This window comes from Kitasatospora nipponensis (genome assembly GCF_039528135.1).
Taxonomy (GTDB): domain Bacteria; phylum Actinomycetota; class Actinomycetes; order Streptomycetales; family Streptomycetaceae; genus Kitasatospora; species Kitasatospora nipponensis.
Genome location: NZ_BAAALF010000206.1, coordinates 1 through 13,562, shown reverse-complemented (window position 1 = coordinate 13,562; position 13,562 = coordinate 1). Strand labels below are relative to the sequence as shown.

At 73.2% G+C, this 13,562-nt stretch carries 13 protein-coding genes and 1 pseudogene; 2 read left to right on the top strand and 12 right to left on the bottom strand.

Annotation, left to right across the window (positions count from 1 at the left end; translation table 11 throughout):
- Window positions 1-5: 5 nt before the first annotated feature.
- The 3 genes from ABD323_RS34625 to ABD323_RS34615 are packed head-to-tail and all read right to left on the bottom strand — an operon-like array spanning window position 6 to window position 2,747.
- Window positions 6-1,337: a patatin-like phospholipase family protein gene (locus ABD323_RS34625; protein WP_344446044.1), complete on the bottom strand. Its 1,332-nt coding sequence runs from the start codon at window positions 1,335-1,337 to the stop codon at window positions 6-8.
- Entirely contained in the window at window positions 1,334-1,768 is a 435-nt protein-coding gene (locus ABD323_RS34620; protein ID WP_344446043.1) for a hypothetical protein, read from the bottom strand. The genes ABD323_RS34625 and ABD323_RS34620 overlap by 4 nt, the downstream gene beginning before the upstream one ends.
- A 49-nt stretch (window positions 1,769-1,817) precedes the next feature.
- Complete coding sequence (locus tag ABD323_RS34615; protein WP_344446042.1) at window positions 1,818-2,747, bottom strand: acetoacetate decarboxylase family protein; 930 nt, start codon at window positions 2,745-2,747, stop codon at window positions 1,818-1,820.
- A gap of 152 nt (window positions 2,748-2,899) precedes the next feature.
- On the opposite strand from ABD323_RS34615, the gene ABD323_RS34610 reads away from it, so the two are divergent.
- Window positions 2,900-4,123, top strand: a complete 1,224-nt coding sequence (locus tag ABD323_RS34610) for an RNA-guided endonuclease InsQ/TnpB family protein (protein WP_344446041.1) — start codon at window positions 2,900-2,902, stop codon at window positions 4,121-4,123.
- Between the two features lie 33 nt (window positions 4,124-4,156).
- Here ABD323_RS34610 and ABD323_RS34605 read toward each other — a convergent pair whose 3' ends face one another.
- The 8 genes from ABD323_RS34605 to ABD323_RS34570 form a co-directional block, all read right to left on the bottom strand.
- Window positions 4,157-5,323 carry an alpha/beta fold hydrolase gene (locus tag ABD323_RS34605; protein WP_344446040.1) on the bottom strand — a complete coding sequence of 389 codons (1,167 nt, stop codon included), beginning with the start codon at window positions 5,321-5,323 and terminating at the stop codon, window positions 4,157-4,159.
- Window positions 5,320-7,170, bottom strand: coding sequence for a hypothetical protein (locus ABD323_RS34600; protein WP_344446039.1), 1,851 nt, complete (start codon window positions 7,168-7,170; stop codon window positions 5,320-5,322). Before ABD323_RS34600 ends, ABD323_RS34605 begins: the two co-directional genes overlap by 4 nt.
- Complete coding sequence (locus ABD323_RS34595; RefSeq protein ID WP_344446038.1) at window positions 7,167-7,388, bottom strand: hypothetical protein; 222 nt, start codon at window positions 7,386-7,388, stop codon at window positions 7,167-7,169. Before ABD323_RS34595 ends, ABD323_RS34600 begins: the two co-directional genes overlap by 4 nt.
- A complete protein-coding gene (locus ABD323_RS34590; RefSeq protein ID WP_344446037.1) occupies window positions 7,357-9,603 on the bottom strand; it encodes a GMC oxidoreductase in 2,247 nt (748 codons plus the stop codon). The genes ABD323_RS34595 and ABD323_RS34590 overlap by 32 nt, the downstream gene beginning before the upstream one ends.
- A 253-nt stretch (window positions 9,604-9,856) precedes the next feature.
- A complete protein-coding gene (locus tag ABD323_RS34585) occupies window positions 9,857-10,150 on the bottom strand; it encodes an MTH1187 family thiamine-binding protein (RefSeq protein ID WP_344446036.1) in 294 nt (97 codons plus the stop codon).
- 148 nt (window positions 10,151-10,298) lie between these two features.
- The gene (locus ABD323_RS34580; protein ID WP_344446035.1) at window positions 10,299-11,339 is read right to left on the bottom strand and encodes a LuxR C-terminal-related transcriptional regulator; all 1,041 of its coding nucleotides are present in this window, start codon (window positions 11,337-11,339) and stop codon (window positions 10,299-10,301) included.
- A gap of 14 nt (window positions 11,340-11,353) precedes the next feature.
- A complete protein-coding gene (locus ABD323_RS34575; protein WP_344446034.1) occupies window positions 11,354-11,794 on the bottom strand; it encodes an ester cyclase in 441 nt (146 codons plus the stop codon).
- 189 nt (window positions 11,795-11,983) lie between these two features.
- On the bottom strand, window positions 11,984-12,460 hold the full coding sequence (locus tag ABD323_RS34570; RefSeq protein WP_344446033.1) for a DUF5994 family protein: 477 nt from the start codon (window positions 12,458-12,460) through the stop codon (window positions 11,984-11,986).
- A gap of 277 nt (window positions 12,461-12,737) precedes the next feature.
- Here ABD323_RS34570 and ABD323_RS34565 point away from each other — a divergent pair, with 277 nt between their 5' ends.
- Window positions 12,738-13,157, top strand: coding sequence for a CBS domain-containing protein (locus tag ABD323_RS34565; protein WP_344446032.1), 420 nt, complete (start codon window positions 12,738-12,740; stop codon window positions 13,155-13,157).
- A 47-nt stretch (window positions 13,158-13,204) separates the two neighbouring features.
- Here the strand turns inward: ABD323_RS34565 and ABD323_RS34560 are convergent.
- Window positions 13,205-13,562, bottom strand: a pseudogene (locus ABD323_RS34560) (hypothetical protein); the annotation flags it as partial.

The following is a 13,562-nucleotide window of genomic DNA, read 5'->3' as shown; positions in this document are numbered from 1 at the left end:
GCCCGCTACCGCGCCAGCCCCCGCCGCAGGCCGACCCGGGCCAGCTCGGCCAGCGCCTCGGCGTGGCCGCGCAGGCCGTGCGCGCCCACCGGCTCCACCGACCCCAGGGACCGGGCGGCGTCGCGCAGCCCGAGGGTGAGCTCCCCGGTGCACCCGTCACCCGCCCAGAAGTCGGCCCGGCGGGCGTCCGACCACAGGTCCGGGCCCCGGCCGTCGGCCAGGTCGCGCCGGGCCCGCACCTCCTGCCACCGCCCGTCCAGGCGCACGCGCGCCCGGTACGTCACTCCGCTGCCCGCCGCCTCGAGGCGCCCGTCGGCCAGCAGCACCCGGCCGCCCCACGGCGCGTGGTCGACGTGCCCCACCAGGCGGGCGCCGGGTGAGGCGGCGCCGTCGGCGGGCAGCGGCAGTTCGACGGTCACGTCCAGCAGCAGTTCGGCGCCGCCGACCTCGCCGTGCATCCGCTCCCCGAAGCGCACCCCGCGCGGCGCCACGTCCATCGTGGTGCAGGTCGGGTCCTTCGGCACGCCCGAGGGACCGGCGCCGTCGAGGTAGTCCCAGGCGTCGCGATAGCCCATCGCCACCAGGGTGTCCGCGGTGATCCGGCCGGTGAAGAACTCGGGGTCGAGCGGCAGGGGGTGGCGCGGCTTGACCACGTGCAGCACGAAGGGCCTCTCCGCGGTGGCGAGTTCGGCGAACAGGGCCCCGTTGGCGCTCATCTCGATCATGTGGACGTACTGCTCCAGCGGGCCGTCCCCCCAGTACCGCGCGTTCCCGATGCACCAGACGAGCCACACCTCGTCGGCCCCGCGGCGCAGCGCCTCGCCCACGTTCGCGTCCTTGACCCAGACCGCGTCGGTCCACACCCGCCCGTCGCGCCGCAGCGGCGGCATGAAGAGCGGCAGCGACATGCCGGCCGCCATCAACTCCAGGTCGATCTCCGTGTTCGGCACCGCCACGCAGGTCTTGGTGACGAAGTCGACCAGGTTGAAGGTGCCCTGCAGCGGCGAGGACCGCACGGCCGCGACGTCGATGCCGAGCGCGGGGAGCACCTTGTGCAGTACCCCGTCGGCGTCCCCCAGGGCCGGCAGCGACCACGGTCCCTTCAGGTAGTCGGCCGCCGGCAGGGGGGAGTTGAAGTCGTGCACGTCGAGCTCGGACCACCGCCGGCCCATCTCTGCCGGATCCTGCCCCGACAGCAGCATGCCGGTGGTCATGATCCCGCCGGACGTGCCGTCGACGTGGTCGAAGGCCAGGCCGTGCTCGCGCAGGGCCCGCACCACGCCGGTCTGCCAGGCCACCCGCATCCCGCCGCCGGCCAGCACCAGGGAACGCCTCACGGCCCCTCCTTCGCGGCGGGCACCTGCCGCGCCCGGCGTGCGAGGCGGCGCCACATCAGCCCGCACAACAGGGCCGTGGCCAGGTCGAAGAACGCCACCGGCAGCGCGGCCGTCCCGAACAGGTCGCGGGCCACGGCGACGGTCACCATCAGGAAGGCGCCGAACTTCTGCAGACCCGTCCAGAAGAGCAGGTACGGCGGCGGCGCGGGCGACAGCAGCCCCTGGACGAGCAGCCCGCCCACGATCACCATGAACATCCCGACGGTCGCGAAGAGCTGTCTGCCGAGCGCCGTCGAGTCCGCGGACAGCAGGTCGAGGACGACGCCCGGCGCGACCAGCTGGACCAGGCCGGAGAGCACGGTGAGCGCTCCGATCAGCACGAGCACCAGGCGCAGCGGGTCGCCGGTGACCCGGCGCGGCAGCAGGCTCACGGGAGCGCCCCCGGCCGGTCGCCCCCGGCGACGAGGGAGCGGGCCCGCCTCACGACCGGGCTCCGACGTCGATGCGCGGCGGCTCCAGCCACTGCTGCGACAGGCCGAGGTCGACGACGTCGCGCAGCGGTTCGCCGAAGGTGTGCCCCGGCTCGTCGCTGGTCAGGAACCAGCACTCGAAGTGGTCGTCGAGCACGCCCCGGGTCGAGGGCAGGTAGCAGGTGAAGAGCGGGTGGACGGCGATCCCCAGCCCGTGCAGCGCGGCGACCTGTGGCGCGTCGCCGACCACGAGGCGGGCCCGGGCCCGCCGGCCGAACGCGAGGTCGGCGTCGCCCTCGAAGTAGACGGACGACTTCATCAGCATGCCCCGGAAGGCGCAGTAGTTCACCGCGCCGACCCGCAGCGGCAGCGCCGTCGCCGGCGGGCGCGCGATCTCGACGAACATCCCGAGCCGGCCGTCGACCTGGTACTCGCTCGACACGGCCGACTCGGTGATCCGGAAGTCGAGGTTGGCCTGGTGCTTGGGCATTCCCCAGATGCCCTTGCCGCCCTTCACCGAGATCTCGCTGCTGACCGGCAGGTCCAGCACGTACTGTCCGGTGCCGAAGGTGCCGCGCAGCAGCGCCGGCAGCAGCGCCGGCGCCGGCCGGCGGCCGTGCGTGCAGGCGAGCGCGATGGAGTACTCGATGTACCGGCCGATGTCGGTGCGCAGGTAGTCGACCACGGTGATGACCAGCAGGCCCCGGCCGCCCGGCAGCACCACTGGGTGCAGCTCGCCGCCGGGCAGCAGCTCGGCGGCCGCCGCGCGGTCGACGGTGAAGGCGGCCATCAGGACGGGTGAGTCCTGCGAGTCGACCGGCAGTTGGAACGCGATGTCGTCCACCAGGGCATGGCGTCCGGCCAGCCGGCGCTGCCGGCGCGGGAACGGCGAGGGCGCGGCCGACAACCCCAGCCGGGCGAGGGACAGGATCGTCTTCATCGGATGCCTCCAAGGAAACCCCGGGCTTCAGGCCGGGGAGGAATTGGATTTCCTGCGGAGCGGGACGGGGAGCTGCGTTTCGCCGTCAGGCGGACCGCAGTGCTCTGACCCGCAGTTTTGATCTCTACAGCCACGCTCGCTAGGTTGTGAGAGTGGTCGTGAACCATGTGAAGCGGGCGTTCAAGTACCGCTTCTACCCGACCGATGTGCAAGCGGCTGAGCTGTCGCGCACGTTCGGATGTGTTCGCAAGGTCTACAACATGGCGTTGCAGGCCCGTACTGAGGCGTGGACATTGCGTCAGGAGCGGGTGAACTACAACGCCACGAGCGCGATGTTGACGCAGTGGAAGAAGATCGAGGAACTGGCCTACCTGTCCGAGGTGTCGTCGGTCCCGTTGCAGCAGACCCTGCGGCACTTGCAAGGGGCGTTCGCCAACTTCTGGAACAAGCGGGCGAAGTACCCGACATTCAAGTCCCGGAAGAAGTCCCGCAGGTCCGCCGAGTACACCACCAGCGGATTTCGTTACCGCGACGGCAGGTTGACCCTGGCCAAGATGGCCGATCCGTTGGACGTCGCGTGGTCGCGCCCGCTCCCCGAGGGGGCTGAACCGTCCACCGTCACCGTGTCCCAGGACAGTGCGGGGCGCTGGTTCGTCTCGATGCTGTGCGACGACCGGCCCGGCATGTCGGCACCGGTCAACGTAGCCGTCGGGATCGACGCCGGCGTGACGAGCCTGCTGACGCTCTCCACCGGGGAGAGGATCACCAACCCGAAGTTCGAGCGCAGGGACCGTGAACGCCTTGCCAGGGCTCAGCGGGACCTGGCCCGCAAGGCCGAGGGCGACGGCAGGAACCGGGCGAAGGCCCGACTCAAGGTCGGCAGGGCTCACGCCCGGATCGCCGACCGCAGGCGTGACTTCCTGCACAAGCTCACCACCCGACTCGTCCGTGAGAACCAAACGGTCGTGATCGAGGATCTGTCGGTCCGCAACATGATCAGGAATCGGAAGCTGTCCCGCGCCATCGCGGATGCCTCCTGGTCCGAGCTGCGGTCGATGCTGGAGTACAAGGCGCAGTGGTACGGGCGCGAGGTGATCGCCGTTGACCGGTGGTTCCCCAGCTCCAAACTGTGCTCCCACTGCGGCACCCTGCAGGGCAGGATGCCGCTCAACGTCCGTGAGTGGACGTGCGGCTGCGGGACGACCCACGACCGGGACGTGAACGCGGCCATCAACATCCTGGCCGCCGGACTGGCGGTTACAGCCTGTGGAGACGGTGTGAGACCTCAACGGAGCACTCCGGGCGGGCAGTCGTCGGTGAAGCAGGAAGGTGTCCCAGCACCCCGCACACGCGGGGTGTCTCAGCCGCGAGGCTGAGGGGAATCCCCGCCCTCCAGGGCGGGGAGGATGTCAATGCGCCAGCTCCTTCAGGATCAGCGGGTAGGTGTCGAGGGCCGCGCGGCGGCCCAGGAAGACGTCGAGGTGGCCGTAGCCGGGCAGCAGGTACAGGCTGTCGCGGCCGGGGCGGTGCCGCTGGAGGAAGTCGAAGGTGCGGCGCTGGCTCTCCGCCAGGAAGCACCGGTTCTGCTCGCCGCCGAGCAGCACGATCCGCGCGTCCGTGCTGGGCGCCCGGGCGACGAAGGACCGCGGCAGGCCCGCGACGTCGCCCGTCGCCACCAGGTGGCCGGCCCGGATGCACCGGTTCATCTGCGCGAAGAACGTCATCGGGACGTCGGCGAACTCGCCGCGGATCCACTCGTGCGTCGCGTCGTCGAGGTTCGCGTGGGACCACAGGGCCGGCCGGCCGGTGCCGTAGGTGAAGCTGACCATCCGGCAGACGGAGTTGCGGCACTCCGGATGGGTGGCGCGCACGAACCGCACGATCAGCCGGGAGAGCAGGCCCTCGGGCCGGTCCCCCCAGGCGGGGGAGAGGTAGGGCAGCGCGCGGGCGACGAGCGGCGCGACCCGACCGATCTTGAACGAGGACAGGTCGGGCACGACGGGGTGCAGCGACACCGCGTTGCTGACCACGGTCTCCAGCTCGGGCAGCAGGCCCGCGGCCAGCGCCATCATGAACGACGTCGAGCCCTGGCAGTGCACGACGGCCTTGAGCCGGTCCGCGCCGGTGGCCGCCCGGATGTGGGCCACCGCGGCGGGGTGGTCGAACGCCGCCGCCTGGTCCAGGGTCCAGGGCACCGGGTCGAGGTCGATCGAGGCACGCCAGTTGAGCAGCCACACGTCCCAGCCGTCGTCGATCAGGGCGTCGACGAAGGTGTGCGGCAGCGGCGGACGGAACAACTCGGCCCGGACGCCAGCGCCGTGCGCGACCAGGACCGGGCCGCGGGTGGGCGGGTGCCGGCCCTGCACGTGCACGAGCGTCAGCGGGCGGCCGTCCAGCGCGGTCAGCGGCCGCACCTCGGTGACGTGGTCGCGGCGGGTGGTCGGCCGGGTGGTGGCCCGGCCGGCCGCTGGGTCCGTGCCCCGCCCCGGACGCCGGGTCGTCGGTCGCAGCAGTGGGCCGCGCCGCGGCACTGAGCCGGGTCGCAGCAGTGGGCCGGGTCGCGGCAGGCCGGTCATGACGGCCCCGCCTTCCGGCCGATCACGAGGGGATCCTCGATCAGCCGTGCGGTCGGCGGCGTGGCCGGCACCGGCCGCTTGCCGAGCACCGGGTCGTCCACCAGGTCCCAGTCGCGACAGATGCCGTCCAGGACCAGCGGGTAGAGCGTGAGGTCGCCGTCGGGCGCGATGTGCAGGCGCAGGAACCCCTTGTGGTCCTCGATCGACTGGCCCGACATCTGCCAGTCGACGACCACGCCGCCGCGTGCCGACAGCATCCAGAGCCCGAAGACCTCCGAGCCCAGCAGCGCGCCGAGCAGCCCCGCCACCAGCAGGCAGACCGCCAGCACCGCCCACCCGGACCAGCCGGCCGGGAACGGGATCGCCACCGTGACGGCCAGCACCACCAGGGCCACCGCGACCTGGAGCAGCACGCCGGTCGTCGCGCTGCCCGGCGCCGCCCGCCGGCCCCGGCGGGCCAGCCGGTAGAGCCAGGCCAGGACCAGGAACAGCGCCAGCAGGCCGACCAGACCCGCGACGAAGTCGCCCAGGTGCCGTCCGTCGGCGTCGCGCACGGCGTCCACGGGCCGCAGCACCCCCTGCGTCAGCGCGAAGAGGAAGGCCACCAGCAGGAAGAGCAGCGCGTGCACGCCCGCCGTCAGCTCGGCGAACCCCGGGTTGCGCCGGGCCAGCCAGCGCGGCGACCACGGCTCGGCGATGCCCCGCACGAGCCGGCGGGACTCCTGGGCGCTGGGCTCGGTGCGCGGCGCGCGGGCGAACACCGTCGGCGGGCTGTCCTTGTCGCGCAGCCGCGAACCGCTGGGTGGCAGGGGCAGCTCGGCCGGCAGTCGGTGCGTCGAGGCGAGGTAGGCGCCGCCCATGCCGCAGGTCACCATCTGGCGCCGGGCCGGGTCGGGCGGCAGGTCGGCGGTGGTGGACACCGGATCGGGCGGGTCCTGGGGCAGCCGTTCGGCGTACCGCGCGTAGTGGTGGCGGTCGCCCGTGAGCCAGAGCCGGATCGAGGCGTGCGTCGCCACCCGCTCGCCGCTCGCGGGGTCGATCCGGCTGCGCACGAAGTGGCGGTCGAACCAGTGCAGCGCGTTGAAGTCGTCCACGTCCCGGTCGGCGCTCTTGACCCAGGTGGGCTCGGCCGCGCAGACGATCACGCCGTCACCGGGCCGCAGGTTGGCCGACAGGTGGGTCTCGAAGTAGCGCAGCTGCGGGCCGTCGTAGTACGCGCCGAGCTGGCTGTCCAGGCCGACGAGCCACCAGCGCTGGGGCAGTTGGACGGCGAAGTAGCTGCGGGTCTGCCGGGTCCGCCAGCCGCCGATGGGCCGTTGCTGGGCGAAGATCCGCAGGAACGAGGTGAGTCCGTCGTACCAGTCGTGGTTGCCCGGCAGCGCGACCATCAGCGGCTGGTCGTCCGCGGTGGGCAGCGCGGCGCGGTACGGACCCTTCATCTTGTCCTCGTACCCCGTCGCCGACGCCACCGGGTACACCTCGTCGCCGCCCAGGACGAGCAGCGAGCCCCGGCTCAACTGGGCCCGTACCGCGCCGGGTTCGTCGAGGGTGATCTTCTCCGCCGCCACCGTCCAGGCTACCGAGCTGGTGGCGTCGAAGCCGTCGCCGAGGTCGGCCACGTAGTCGATCCAGATCTCCTGCGCGTCGGGTTCGCGCAGCGGCGCCCGCAGGAGGTCCGCCGGGAGGGCGCCCTGGACCTCCCGCTTGTCCGAGTAGCCGCAGAAGACGGAGGCCAGCCCGACCTTGACCGCGGTACGGGCCAGCTCCTTCGGTGCCAGCCAGCGCATCTGGTCCTGCGGCGTGAAGCCGAGGTCCCCGGCGTACTCGCGCAGCTCGTATGACTTCATGACGGCTCCTTGGTCAGCGCCAGGCGCGGACCGTAGACGGCCCACAGCTCGCCGAGGAACAGCCGGCCGAAGCGCTCCAGCGCCCGGGCGGGGTGCGGGCCCACCGCCCGGAAGGTGGTCATCTGGTGGACGAAGTCCCGCACCAGGATGGTGATGACGCCCGCGCCGAGCACCGGTGCGGCGGCGTCACCGTCGGGCGGCACGTGACCGGCGAGCATCCTGACGTAGAGCGTGGAGGTGTCGCGCCACACGTCGAGGCCCGGGTCGTCGTGCACGTCCTTGTGCCCCACCAGGGTGAGCGGGTTGCCGCCCTGGTCGGACAGGTGCAGCCGGTACAGCATCTGCCGCCGGCGGGGGTCGCCGTCGCGGGTGAAGAGGTTGAACCAGCCGTGTTCGACGGCGAGTCGGCCGCCGAGGAGGTCGCAGTCGACGTAGCCGACCGCCGTGGCCGGGTGGTTCCGGTCGGCGACGAAGCGGTCCACGTCGTGGGTGGTGATCGTCAGGCGGAACATCAGCCGCTGCTGCAACGAGCGGCCGAGCTCCCGGCCCTGCTCGGGGTCCTGGGTGTCGAGTGCGAGGTACCCCTTCATCTCCTCGGTGAAGGAGAGGCTGGTGGGCCGCTCGCCGTTCACCCGGGCGGCCGCGACCGGCGCCACCGGGACGTCCGTGCCCGGGGCCTGGGCGGCGGGGGCGTCCGTGGCCGGGCCGGTCGCCGGCGCCGGGGCGGGGGCCGCGGCCGGCGTACGCGGTGATCGTCAGCGAGGGGTTCGCCCCCACCGGCCCGGGCAGCGCCGAGCCGTCGAGCACGTGCAGCCCGGGCAGCCCGAACACCTCGCCGAAGGAGTCGCAGACGCCCTCCGCGGAGTGACGGCCCATCGGGGCGCCACCGAGCGGGTGCACGGTGATCACCCGACGGGTCCACCAGAGCGGGTTGTCGACGAACTCGGCGCCGAGTTCACCGGCCAGCTCCCGCATGGTGGAGCGGACGCGCTCGAAGTAGCGGATCGAGGTCTGCGAGGTCCAGTCGACGTCGAGGTAGCCGTCGCGGAGCCGCATCCGGCCGTCCGGTACGTCGCGGCCCATGCCGAGCAGCGGCAGCGCCGACTCCGAGAACACCCCCGGTCCCAGCAGCCGGGCGAGTTGGCGGCTGATGTTGCTCTGCCGGCCGCCGTCGAGCCGCGAGCGCAGCCGCTGGAGGCCGAACTCGACGGTCCGCCGGACGCTGCCCGCCAGCTGCGCCTCCTCGGCCAGCCAGCCCACGAACTCCGGGTAGCCCGCGTCCTCGACGTAGAAGCCGCGTCCCGACGAGCCGTCACCGTCGTGCTCGTCGCCGACCCGGACGGCGGTGGTGATGACGGGCCCGGTACTGCTGTCCAGGCGGCGCGGCCCGTGCCGCTCGGCGCCTTCGGTCGCGTCGACCACCAGCCCGAGCAGGTCGCCGTTGCCGCTGAAGCGGGTGCCCAGGGCCCGGCTGATCCCGCGCAGCGCGGCCCGGTTGCGCAGCAGCAGGTAGGTGGAGCCGAAGGTGCCGGCCGCCAGCACCAGCCGCTGACAGGTGATCCGCCGCAGCGGGAGGCGGTCGGTCGCGGTGCGATGGCCCTCGCGGGCCGGGTCGTGCACCACGTAGCGGACCACGTAGCCGCCACCGGGCCGGGGCGCGAAGCCGCGCACCTCGCAGCGGGTACGGATGTCGGCGCCGTGGTGCCGGGCGGCCGACAGGTAGGTGTGGTCCAGGGTGTTCTTGGCGCCGACGTTGCAGCCGACGTCGCACTCCCCGCATAACCGGCAGGTGCTGCGGGGCAGGCCGTGCAGGTTGCCGTACTCGGGCTCGGGGATCGGCGCCCCCGGGACCGGCGCCCCGCCGGGCCGGGAGGCGAAGGTGACGGCGAGCGGAGGGCGCGAGACCTCCAGGCCGAGCCGGTCGGCGGCCTCGTGCAGGGCCACGGTCTTCGGCGTGTCGTCGTACGGGTACGGGGTGGCGCCCAGCATCCGCTCGACCCGGTCGTAGTGCGGGTCGAGGTCGGCGCGGCTGATCGGCCAGTGCTCGTAACCGCCGCCGGGTAAGGGCGACTCGTGGACGAACCAGTGTTCGTCCTTGCGCAGCAGGACGTTGGCGTAGATCAGCGATCCGCCGCCCAGGCCGCTGGAGACCACCCCTTCCAGGCCACCGAACGACCAGATGTCGAACAGGCCGTGCAGGCCCTGGCTGGGATCCCAGAAGTTGCGGGCCGTGCCCGCCGGCGATCGCGGGAAGCCGCCCGGAGGGTACGGCTTGCCCCGCTCCAGGACGACGACCGACCGGCCGCCCTCGGCCAGGCGGTAGGCGGCGACCGAACCCCCGAACCCCGAGCCGACGACAACGGTGTCGACGTCGGCGTCGGTGTCGCCCTCGGCACCGACCGCGGGGTGGCTGCGAAGTCGTTCGTTCGTCATGACGTTCCCCTTGTCGATCTCCAGGGGGCGTCAGGCGCAGGTGGGGAACCGGGCCGGCACAGGGATCGAGACGACCTACGTGGTCCGAGTGGGATGACGGCACCGGTTTCCGGCGCGCCTGGCTCGATGTCGGGCCCCTGTCTCCACCATGCACCCGTACGGCCGCACTGTCACCCGAGTGGCCCAGCGAAGGGCGGCGAGGGCGGCGACGGCCGGCGGGCGGCTCGGTGGTCAGCCGAGGGCGGCCCGGTGGTCAGCCGGCGAGGTGGCGCTCCAGCGACTCCACCTTGCGGGTGAGGCCGTCGGTGACCCCGGCCCGGTCGTCGATCTTGATCACCGTGCTGACCCGGCTCGCGTACGGCTTCACGGCCTCGATCGCCTCCTTGATCACCGCCATCACCTCGTCCCAGTCGCCCTCGATCGAGGTGAACATCGCGTCGGTCCGGTTCGGCAGCCCACTGGCGCGCACCACCCGCACCGCGGCGGCCACCGCTTCGGCCACCTCCTCGCCCATGCCGAGCGGGGTCACACTGAAGGCGGCGATCACGGGCTCTCCTACGGTTCGTGCGGGACTGTGCCGAGCATGCTGCCAAACCGGGCCGCGTCGCATCCGGTGCGGCACCTCGCACCGCTCCCGCCGCCGCTCCCGCCGCGGATGGACAGCGCGTCAGCTGTGAACCTCCGGCCACCCCCGCCTACGCGAAGCCGGACAGGTCCGCCAGCACGACCGCGACCAGCTCGCGGCGGCTCCGGACACCGAACTTGTCGAAGACGGCGGTCAGGTGTTCCTGCACGGTGTTGGCGGAGATGTGGAGCTCGTCGACCAGTTGGCGGGTGGAGTATCCCCGGATCACCAGGGCCGCGACCCGGGACTGGGCGTCGGTGAGTCCATGGGCGCTGAGCAGCACCGACCCGAGCTCCGCCGGTCGCGCCGGTTCCACCACCACGCCGATCTGCGGGCCCAGGCGGCTGGTGTGCAGCGCGAGCCACCGGCCCGAGCGCCCGCGGACGCGGACGGTCGAGGGCACCGGGCCGGCGGCCGCCGCGAGCACGCTGACCGGGAGCAGTCCGGCGTCCTGCCGGTCGCCGTCGGGGAAGTCGGTCAGCCACTGCTCGGCCTCGGGGCTCATGGAGACGGTCCTCAGCGCGGAGTCGAGCAGGATGAGGCCCACCCCGTCCGGGCCGGCGGCGGCCCCGGAAGGCGGCGCCGCGGTCACCGCCGTGCGCAGCCCGGTCGCCAGCACCGGAGCGAGGCGCCGGACCAGGGCGATCTCCTCGGGGGTGAAGCCCGGGGAGGAGGCCTCCCGGTGCAGGCAGAGCACGCCCCAGCAGCGGTGCCCGGTGACCAGGGCCGCGCGCAGTTCGTCACCGAGCCCGAGGGGCGCCATGATCTCGCGGTAGCGGGCGCTGTCGCCCCGGCTGCCCTCGGTGGCCCGGTCCAGCGAGCCGACCGGATCCGCCGCGCGGGCCAGGCCGGCGAACTTGTTGACGTCCGCCTGCCCGAACTCGTTGTCGAGGAAGAGTGCCGTCGCGGGACCCAACGGGTCCTCGGCGGTCGCCGAGGTGAACAGCAGGGTCACCGGATCGACGGTCGCGGAGAAGGCCGCCTCCGCCGGTACCAACCGGCGCAGACGGCCCACGATCTCGGTGCCCAGCGTGCCGGTGTCCAGCCCGCCACAGCACCGTCGTTCGATGTCGGCGAGTCGGCGTTCCACCACCGCACCTGCCACGGACACGACCTTACTCCCGTCTACCCCGGGCCCTGCACGAGGCCGAGCTGGCGCAGCAGTCCCAAGTCGTCGAGCCGGCCCCAGCGCTCGACGATGCGGCCCTGCCGGAGCCGGAAGACGTTGATCCCGCGGAGCGTGACGGTGCGGCCGGTGGCCGGCGCGCCGAAGATCTCGCCGAGCTGGGTGCCGGTGGCGCTGAAGTGCTCCACGACCAGGTCGTTCTCGGCGACCAGGAAGTCGGCCGTGGAGTGCCAGTCGGGGAAGGCACCGCGGAACAGCGCGGCGGCCTTGCGCATCCCCTCCCGGCCGGGGTCGGAGTCGATGGGCGGATCGTGGTCGAGGTAGTCCTCGGCGAGGTACTCGTCGACCGCGCCCAGGTCGCCCCTGGTGAACAGTGCGTCGATGAAGGCACGCACGGTCTCTCGGTTGTCTGCGATTCGGGTCTTCTCGATGACGTCCATGGCCCCAGTCTTCGCCGCCGCCGGTGCCCCTGGTACCCCAGAAAGTTGGGGTTTCCCAGCCCGTCGGACACGGGCCCGGCCGAGCCCGCTGACGTTCCGTCGGCCGGGCTCCCGCGGTCCGTACGGGCTGGATGTCACTCGCCCACCCCGCCGCCGGTCCGACCTGGGCCGCTCGCGGGTCGGCGCGGGTCAGGCGGCGTGCGGGGTGGTGAGCAGGTCGGCGGCCGATCCGCGATTGCCGCTGGTGGCGGCCCGTGCCATCGCGGTGGCGGCCAGGGTGGCGGGGGTGTTCGGCGGGATGACCAGCAGCACGAACTGGTCCTGCATTCCACGGCTGAGGCTCATGGTGTTGTCGCTGGCGGAGAACCGGGCGATCCGGACCTCCAGCCCGCCGACCTGGACGGAGCGCGGGACGAGGTCCCAGGTGGAGGTGTCCAGACCGACCCGGACGATGGGACCGACGTGCGCCTCCAGGGCCGTGACCAGGTCGGGCAACTCACTCTCGAGGTCACGGGTGCGGGGCCACCAGGCGCCGTCGAACATGCCGCCGCGGTCCTGGCTGGTCTCCAGCGCCAGCCGGGGGAGCAGTGGCGCGGCGGTCGCGCGCGCCGATCGGACCGGGAGTGGGTCCGAGGAGGGTGTCGAGGGAGACTGCTTCGGCAACATGCGGTGCCGCCCGTCCCGGCCCCACGCGGAGCCGACTGTCCGACCAGGGTGACACCGACTCGGCCGCCGGCATGTGTGATGTCCTTGGTGCCTTCACGGTACTCCGCGGCGGGCCGCGCCGGCGTGCGCCGAACGGAGTACGGTTGGCGGCATCCAGGGCACATCGCATCCGGTCGCTCGCTCCGGTTTCGTTCTGGGTGAGGGACAACGCCGGACCGCCGATTCGCGGTCCGGGGGCAGGCTCGGTGCACCCGTGACGACCCTGACACTGTTTCCGATGGTTGACAGCCGTACAGCCCCGTTCGCCGCCGCCTCCACGGCCACCGTCGCTGACGCCATGGACCGTCCCGACCCCCAGATCCGGGACGCCACGACGGTGGACCGTGCGAAGTCGCTGGTGCGCGCCAACGACCTGCCGTACCTGGTCCTGCGGGACAGCGCGGGCCGCTGCGCCGGCCTGGTCACCCGGGACCGGCTGCTCTCCTACCCCGCCCGCACCTGGTCGGGCGAGCGCACCCTGGTCCGGGAGGCCGCGGGCGACGCGGGGCCGTACGCCTGGCGCTCGCTGAAGCTCCCGCTGGCGGCGGTGGCGATGGAGGTCAGGGACCTGGAGGCGTGGCCGGTCGTCGACGACGACGGCTACCTGGTCGGCGTGCTCACCCTGGCGGGTCTGGGCCGGCACCTGTCGGCCGGCTGAGCGCAGCCGCCCCCGCTCCCGCGCGCTCGTTGCGCCCGCCGTACCCCTCAGCCGCCGTAGACGTTGCGGCAGATCCTGGCCTGGTCGGAGCCGGCCGGCCAGCGGCCGTACCGCTCGGCGGCCGCACAGACGTCCAGGCCGGCCTGCGGCCCGTCACCCGCGCCCGCGGGCCCGCCCGGCCCGGGACCGCCCGAGGGAACGGGAGCCGGCGCGGGACGGGCCGGGGGCGCCGTCGGCTGCTCGCGGGGCGCCCGCGGTGCGCCGGCCGTCGACCGTGGGGGCTTCGGGCGGGGCTCGGGCGGCCGGGTCGGACCCGGCCGGTCGCCCGGCGGACCGTCCTGATCGCCGGTATCGGCCGTCCCGGTGGCCTCGGACTGGTCGGGGGCCGCCGGGTGCTGGGCGCCC